Origin of the sequence: Streptomyces sp. NPDC058469 (assembly GCF_042721125.1) — a bacterium.
Lineage (GTDB): Bacteria > Actinomycetota > Actinomycetes > Streptomycetales > Streptomycetaceae > Streptomyces.
In genome coordinates this window covers 1-7939 of the sequence record NZ_JBHXME010000278.1, presented here as the reverse complement: position 1 = coordinate 7939, position 7939 = coordinate 1, and the positions used below count along the sequence as shown (strand labels likewise).

Sequence of the window (7939 nt, the reverse complement as noted above, 5' to 3'; positions counted from 1 at the left end):
CGCCTCGACCATCTCGTCCTCGCGAGCCTTCCGCGTGTGATTGAACGTCTGAGTGGACGTCAGTCCGAGGACTGCTGCCGCTTCGGCCGCCACACCACCAGCGCGCTGGTCTGCTGGACCTCCTGGTACGGCACCAGGTCACGCCGGTAAGACGCGTGCACCGCGGCCTCGCGCTGCTGCATCGTCGCCGCCGCGCCCTCGACCGCCGACTGGAGTTCCGCGACGCGCTGCTGGAGCGCGACGACCTGGTTCTCCAGCTCGATGATGCGCTTGATGCCGGCCAGGTTGATGCCCTCGGTCTGCGACAACTGCTGGACGGTGCGCAGCAGTTCGATGTCGCGGGCCGAGTAGCGCCGGCCGCGCCCGGCCGTGCGGTCCGGGGAGACCAGGCCGAGGCGGTCGTACTGGCGCAGCGTCTGCGGGTGCAGGCCGGAGAGCTGGGCCGCCACCGAGATGACGTAGACCGGGGTCTCCTCGGTCAGCTCGTACGGGTTGCGTCGACGGCCGTCCATCCCTGTCATGCTCCCTTCGCGGCCTGGAACAGCTCCGCCCGCGGGTCCTCGCCCGCGGTCGCCTCTCGATACGCCTCCAGTGCGTCACGAGCATTCCCCGTGACGTCCTTCGGGACACTCACCTCGACCGTGACGAGGAGATCGCCCCGGGTGCCGTCCTTGCGGACCGCTCCCTTGCCGCGGGCCCGCATCGTCCGGCCGTTGGGCGTGCCCGGGGGCAGCTTCAGCGTCACCGGCGGGCCGCCCAGGGTGGGCACCCTGACCTCGCCGCCGAGTGCCGCCTCGGCGAACGTCACCGGGACCGTCACCGTGAGGTTGTCTTCCTTGCGGCCGAACACGGGGTGCGCGTCGACGTGCACCATGACGTACAAGTCGCCCCCGGGACCGCCGCGTTCACCCGGTGCGCCCTTGCCGCGCAGCCGGATGCGCTGGCCGTCCGTGACCCCCGCGGGGATACGGACCTGCATGGTCCGCGAGGACTTGGCGCGCCCGCTGCCCTTGCACTCGATGCACGGGTGCTCGGCGATCAGGCCGCGGCCCTTGCAGTCCGGGCACGGGTCCGTGAGCGAGAAGCCGCCGCCGGAGCCGCGCGCGACCTGGCCGGTGCCGACGCAGGTCGGGCACACGCGCGGTGTGCCGTTCTTGTCGCCGGTGCCCGAACAGGCCTTGCAGGGCTGCTGCGAGGACATCCGCAGCGGGACCGTGGCCCCTTCGATGGCCTCCGTGAAGCTGAGCGTGACCTCGGACTCGATGTCCTGGCCGCGCCTGGGCTGCGTACGGGTCGTGCCCGTGCCGCCGCGGTTGAACAGGCCCCCGAAGACGTCACCGATCCCGCCGCCGAAGCCGCCGGCACCCCCGGCGCCACCGCCCTGGGCGCCGCCTCCGAAGAGGTCGCCCAGGTCGAAGTTGAAGTTGCCGCCGCCCGCGCCGCCCGGCCCCGGGCGGTAACCGCCGTTGCCGAAGAGGGAGCGGGCCTCGTCGTACTCCTTGCGCTTCTTGGGGTCACCGAGGATGTCGTTGGCCTCGGAGATCTCCTTGAAGCGCTCCTCGGCCTTGGCGTTGCCCTTGTTGGCGTCCGGGTGGAACTCGCGGGCGAGCTTCCGGTACGCCTTCTTGATCTCGGCCTCGGTGGCGTCCTTGGGGACGCCGAGGACCTTGTAGTAGTCCTTCTCGATGAAGTCCTTGGTGCTCATCCTCGACGTCCCTCCTTCTGTCCGCTCGCTACGTCAGCCCTCTTCAGGGCCGTTGTCCTTCTCGTCGCCGGCCTCGGACTCGTCCTCCGCCTTGCCGGTCTGCGCGGCGCCGGGCTGCGGCTCGGCGACGGCCACCCGCGCGGGGCGGATGGTGCGCTCACCGATGCGATACCCGGGCTGCAGGATCGCCACGCACGTCGTCTCGGTGACGTCCGGCGCGTACGAGTGCATGAGGGCCTCGTGGATCGTCGGGTCGAAGGGCTCGCCCTCCTTGCCGAACTGCTGCAGTCCCATCTTCGCCGCGGCGGTCTCCAGCGATTCCGCCACCGACTTGAAACCGCCGACGAGTTCACCGTGTTCCCGCGCGCGGTTGATGTTGTCGAGCGTGGGCATCAGCTCGGTCAGGAGGTTCGCCACGGCGACCTCCTTGACCGCGATCCGGTCGCGCTCGACCCGGCGGCGGTAGTTCTGGAACTCGGCCTGGAGGCGCTGGAGGTCCGCGGTGCGCTCTTCGAGCGCCTTGCGCACCTGGTCCAGCTGGGCCGTCAGACCGGCGATCTGTGCACTTGCGTCCCCTGCCGGGGCCGCCCCCTCCCCACTACCGGAGGGGGAGGCGGCCGTCGGCTCGGCGTCGTCGGGGGTGGCGCCGGAAGGGACATCAGGCTTCTCGTCGAAGCCCGGGGTCTCCTCCGTCACGCGGCACCGTCCTTGCGCTCGTCGTCCACGATCTCGGCGTCCACCACGTCGTCGTCCGCCTTGGGAGCCTCGGCACCCGGGGCGTCGCCGCCCGCGGACTGCGTGGCCTGGGCGTCGGCGTACATGGCCTGGCCGACCTTCTGCGAGACCGCGGCGACCTTCTCGGTGGCGGTGCGGATCTCGGCGGTGTCCTCGCCCTTCAGCGCGGCCTTCAGCTCCTCGACGGCGGCCTCGACCTCGGTCTTGACCTCGCCGGGGACCTTGTCCTCGTTGTCCTTGAGGAACTTCTCCGTCTGGTAGACGAGCTGCTCGCCCTGGTTGCGGGACTCGGCGGCCTCGCGGCGACGGTGGTCCTCGTCCGCGTACTGCTCGGCCTCCTGGCGCATGCGGTCGACCTCGTCCTTCGGCAGCGAGGAGCCGCCGGTGACGGTCATCTTCTGCTCCTTGCCGGTGCCGAGGTCCTTGGCCGTGACATGCATGATGCCGTTGGCGTCGATGTCGAAGGAGACCTCGATCTGCGGGACACCACGCGGGGCCGGCGGCAGACCGGTCAGCTCGAACATCCCGAGCTTCTTGTTGTACGCCGCGATCTCGCGCTCGCCCTGGTAGACCTGGATCTGCACGGAGGGCTGGTTGTCCTCGGCGGTGGTGAAGATCTCGGACCGCTTGGTCGGGATCGTCGTGTTCCGCTCGATCAGCTTGGTCATGATGCCGCCCTTGGTCTCGATACCGAGGGACAGCGGGGTGACGTCGAGGAGCAGGACGTCCTTGACCTCACCCTTGAGGACACCGGCCTGGAGGGACGCGCCGATGGCGACGACCTCGTCCGGGTTGACGCCCTTGTTGGCGTCCTTGCCACCGGTCAGCTCGCGCACGATCTCCGCGACGGCCGGCATACGGGTGGAGCCACCGACGAGGACGACGTGGTCGATCTCGTTGATGGAGATGCCGGCGTCCTTGATGACGTTGTGGAACGGCGTCTTGCAGCGCTCCAGCAGGTCGGCCGTCAGCTGCTGGAACTGGGCGCGGGTGAGCTTCTCGTCCAGGTGCAGCGGGCCCTCGGCGGACGCCGTGATGTAGGGCAGGTTGATCGAGGTCTCGGTGGAGCTCGACAGCTCGATCTTGGCCTTCTCGGCAGCCTCGCGGAGACGCTGCAGGGCCATCTTGTCCTTGCCCAGGTCCACGCCGTGGCCGGACGCGAACTGCTTCACCAGGTAGTCGACGACCCGCTGGTCCCAGTCGTCACCACCGAGGTGGTTGTCGCCGTTCGTGGCCTTCACCTCGACGACGCCGTCGCCGATCTCCAGGAGGGACACGTCGAAGGTGCCGCCACCGAGGTCGAAGACGAGGATCGTCTGGTCGTCCTTGTCGAGGCCGTACGCCAGCGCAGCCGCCGTCGGCTCGTTGACGATACGAAGGACGTTCAGGCCCGCGATCTCGCCGGCCTCCTTCGTCGCCTGACGCTCGGAGTCGTTGAAGTACGCCGGGACGGTGATGACCGCGTCGGCCACCTTCTCGCCCAGGTACGCCTCGGCGTCGCGCTTCAGCTTCTGCAGGATGAAGGCGCTCATCTGCTGCGGGTTGAAGCTCTTGCCGTCCAGCTCGATCTTCCAGTCCGTGCCCATGTGGCGCTTCACGGAACGGATGGTCCGGTCAACGTTCGTGACCGCCTGGCGCTTGGCCACCTCTCCGACGAGCACCTCGCCGTTCTTGGCGAAGGCGACGACGGACGGCGTGGTCCTGGCGCCCTCTGCGTTGGTGATGACGGTGGGCTCGCCGCCTTCAAGAACGCTGACGACGGAGTTAGTCGTGCCCAGGTCGATGCCGACCGCACGTGCCATGGTTGATTCCTCCAGCAATGACTTGAGTGGAACAGGCTCAAGTGTGCACGACACTCACCGCTGGGTCAACAGAGCTGAGTCGACCAGGCTCAACTCTTATCCGTTCCTTACACGCAACTGCGCCCTGACCTGCGACGATACGGCACGCCGCGCCCCGTAGACAGAGACTTTAAGCAGTCCGAATACGACGACCAGGGCCCCGCCCGCCACCCACATGACGGCGGACTCCCCCGCCCACCCGTTGTGCACGAGCACCCCGACGAGCACTCCGGAGAACCCTCCGATCCCCAGAAGCACCACCGCCCCCTGCGGAGTGAGCCCCAATCTCCGCAGCCGGTGGGCGAGATGGTCGGGCCCGCCCCGCAGCAGCGCCCGCCCGGCCAGCCGCCGCGACAGCAGCACCAGTACGGCGTCGGCACTGGCGACGGCGGTGAGCGCGAACAGGATCCCCGCACTGGACGTGAACCCGCGCCCGGCCTGCGTGAGCACGGCCGCCGAGGCGAGCAGAAACCCCGTGAACAGCGACCCGCACGCGCCGAGCGCGATCCGCGCGGGATGCCAGTTGTGCATCAGGAACCCGGTGAGCGCGGCGGCCAGCACACTCAGCAACACCGCGAGCCCGTCCATCACTTCCATCGCGGCACAGGCCCCGACCCCGAAGGCGGTGACCACCCCAACGGTCCCCGCGAGCCCGTCGGCGTGATCGAGCCCCTTGAAGGCACCGGCGACGAACACGATCCAGGCCGCGGCCAGCAACCCGCCGGGCACCCCGATCTCGCCGTACGGCACGACGCAGGCCGCCGCGACCGCCGTACCGAGGACCAGGAACCGGGTCTTCAGCCGCCAGACGTCGGCGACGAGCCCCAGCGCGGCCACGGCGGACCCGGCGGCCAGCAAGCCGCCGACACCGCCGTCGAGCGGGGCGAGTCCGGTCCACTCGCCCGCATGGGCCACCAGCACGACGGTGATCACGACGGCCAGTCCCCCGAGCAGCGGTACCGGGCGCGCGCGCCGTCTGCGGTCGACGATTCCCGCACGCAGGGCGGGCACCCGGAGCAGTGCGGCGAGGAGGGCGGAGAGGAGGAGGGCGGTCGCGGCGACGAGAATCCCGTAGAGCACGGATCTAAATTAGACGCAAATGTACCAATTCAGTACGAATAACACGATCAGACCGTAACAAGCTTTGAAACAAGCCCGGAGCAGGCCTTTTTAGGCAACCCTCAGCGACACAGATCACCGCACGGCTGGCTACAGTGCGACAGAAGATGGCGGTAGTCTCGGACAGACCGATTAAGTTACCGCTTAGTAATGTGCTTGTGCTTGGCAATGCCATGACCCCTCGCAGGCCCGAGGAGCCCTGAAATGCAACTCGCCGCGATCATCGTGTCGCTGGTTCTGATCGTGGTCGGTGTGGCGCTGTTCGCCCGCGCCGTCCTGCAGATCTACACCTTCATGCGACTCGGCCAGAACGTGCCAGCGGGCACCCGCACCGACGAGCCCGTCCAGCGCACCGTCACCGTGGCCAAGGAGTTCCTCGGCCACACCCGGATGAACCGCTGGGGTGTCGTCGGCGTCGCGCACTGGTTCGTGGCGGTGGGCTTCTTCTCGCTGCTGCTGACGATCGTCAACGCCGTGGGCCAGCTCTTCCAGGCCGACTGGCTGCTGCCGGTCATCGGCGAATGGGCGCCGTACAACGTCTTCGTCGAGTTCATCGGCACGATGACGGTCCTCGGCATCCTGGTGCTGATCGGCATCCGCCAGCTGAACAAGCCGAACAAGCCGGGCCGCAAGTCCCGTTTCGCCGGCTCGAACTTCGGCCAGGCGTACTTCGTCGAGGCCGTCATCCTCATCGTCGGCGTCTGCATCTTCATGCTGCACGCCCTTGAGGGCGCCCAGCACCACGTCGACGGCTACGAGGCGTCCTTCTTCATCTCGTACCCGGTGGTGTCGGGCCTGGAGCACCTGGACGTCTCCACGCTCCAGAACCTCACCTACTTCTTCGCCGGCCTGAAGATCGCGACCTCCTTCATCTGGATGATCACGGTCGCCCTGAAGACCGACATGGGCGTGGCCTGGCACCGTTTCCTGGCGTTCCCGAACATCTGGTTCAAGCGCAACGCGACCGGCGAGACCTCCCTCGGCGCCCTGCTCCCGATGACGTCGGGCGGCAAGCCGATCGACTTCACCGACCCCGGTGACGACGACGTGTTCGGCGTATCCCAGGTGGAGCAGTTCTCGTGGAAGGGCCTGCTGGACTTCTCCACGTGTACGGAGTGCGGGCGCTGCCAGTCGCAGTGCCCGGCCTGGAACACGGGCAAGCCCCTCTCCCCCAAGCTGCTGATCATGTCCCTCCGCGACCACGCGCACGCCAAGGCCCCGTACCTGCTGGCGGGTGGCGGCAAGTCCATGGAGGGCGAGGAGAAGGCGACCGAGGAGCAGCTCGCGGGCGTCCCCGCGGCCGCGCTCGCGGAGGCCGAACGCCCCCTCATCGGCACTCTCGAAGACAACGGCGTCATCGACCCGGACGTCCTGTGGTCCTGCACCACGTGCGGCGCCTGCGTCGAGCAGTGCCCGGTGGACATCGAGCACATCGACCACATCGTCGACATGCGCCGCTACCAGGTCATGATCGAATCGGCCTTCCCCTCCGAGGCGGGCACGATGCTCAAGAACCTGGAGAAGAAGGGCAACCCCTGGGGGCTGGCGAAGAAGCAGCGCCTGGAGTGGCTCAAGGAGGTCGAGTTCGAGGTCCCGGTCGTGGGCCAGGACATCGAGGACCTCACCGAGATCGAGTACCTGTACTGGGTCGGCTGCGCCGGCGCCCTGGAGGACCGCGCCAAGAAGACCACGAAGGCCTTCGCGGAACTCCTCCACATCGCGGGCGTGAAGTTCGCGATCATGGGCGGAGACGAGAAGTGCACCGGCGACTCCGCCCGCCGCCTGGGCAACGAGCCGTTGTTCCAGGAGCTGGGCATGGAGAACGTCATGGCCTTGAACATGGCGTTCGGCGAGGAACTGGACGACGACGGCAAGGTCGTAGCGGAGTCCGCGAAGCCGAAGTCGGCGAAGAAGATCGTCGCGACGTGCCCGCACTGCCTCAACACCATCGGCAACGAGTACCCGCAGCTCGGCGGCGACTACGAGGTCATCCACCACACCCAGCTGCTCCAACACCTCATCGACGAGGGCAAGTTGATCCCGGTGACGCCGGTGGAAGGTCTGATCACCTACCACGACCCGTGCTACCTGGGCCGCCACAACAAGATCTACACGCCCCCGCGCGAGATCATCGCCAGCGTCCCCGGCCTGCGCAACGAAGAGATGCACCGCCACAAGGAACGCGGCTTCTGCTGCGGCGCCGGCGGCGCCCGCATGTGGATGGAAGAGCGCATCGGCAAACGCATCAACAACGAACGCGTCGACGAAGCCCTGTCGTTGAACCCCGACATCGTCTCCACGGCCTGCCCCTTCTGCCTGGTCATGCTCACCGACTCCGTCAACGGCAAGAAGAACGACGGCAAGGCCAAGGAATCGATCCAGGTGGTCGACGTAGCTCAACTGCTGCTCGACTCGGTCAGGAAGCCGGCCGACGACGAGCCCCCGGCGGGCACATCGGAACCGGAGAACGCCCCGGAGCCGGCGCCGGTGAAGTAACCGGCCTGTTCACTACGACGTTGCCCCGCGCCCTTGCTGAAAG

General features: G+C 68.0%; 6 protein-coding genes. 1 reads left to right on the top strand and 5 read right to left on the bottom strand.

What is annotated here, in order from left to right; translation table 11 throughout:
• Positions 1–59: 59 nt before the first annotated feature.
• The 5 genes from ACFWP5_RS50945 to ACFWP5_RS50925 all read right to left on the bottom strand — a co-directional run bounded on the left by ACFWP5_RS50945 (position 60) and on the right by ACFWP5_RS50925 (position 5361).
• On the bottom strand, positions 60–512 hold the full coding sequence (locus tag ACFWP5_RS50945; protein WP_033284884.1) for a heat shock protein transcriptional repressor HspR: 453 nt from the start codon (positions 510–512) through the stop codon (positions 60–62).
• 5 nt (positions 513–517) lie between these two features.
• Positions 518–1705 carry a molecular chaperone DnaJ gene (gene dnaJ / locus ACFWP5_RS50940; protein ID WP_384173781.1) on the bottom strand — a complete coding sequence of 396 codons (1188 nt, stop codon included), beginning with the start codon at positions 1703–1705 and terminating at the stop codon, positions 518–520.
• 33 nt (positions 1706–1738) lie between these two features.
• Positions 1739–2401, bottom strand: a complete 663-nt coding sequence (grpE, locus tag ACFWP5_RS50935) for a nucleotide exchange factor GrpE (RefSeq protein WP_384173778.1) — start codon at positions 2399–2401, stop codon at positions 1739–1741.
• The gene (gene dnaK, locus ACFWP5_RS50930; protein WP_384173775.1) at positions 2398–4242 is read right to left on the bottom strand and encodes a molecular chaperone DnaK; all 1845 of its coding nucleotides are present in this window, start codon (positions 4240–4242) and stop codon (positions 2398–2400) included. Before dnaK ends, grpE begins: the two co-directional genes overlap by 4 nt.
• Positions 4243–4338: 96 nt before the next feature.
• Positions 4339–5361: an MraY family glycosyltransferase gene (locus ACFWP5_RS50925; protein ID WP_384173772.1), complete on the bottom strand. Its 1023-nt coding sequence runs from the start codon at positions 5359–5361 to the stop codon at positions 4339–4341.
• A 243-nt stretch (positions 5362–5604) separates the two neighbouring features.
• Between ACFWP5_RS50925 and ACFWP5_RS50920 the strand changes: the two genes are divergently transcribed.
• A complete protein-coding gene (locus tag ACFWP5_RS50920; RefSeq protein ID WP_384173769.1) occupies positions 5605–7896 on the top strand; it encodes a (Fe-S)-binding protein in 2292 nt (763 codons plus the stop codon).
• Positions 7897–7939 lie beyond the last annotated feature (43 nt).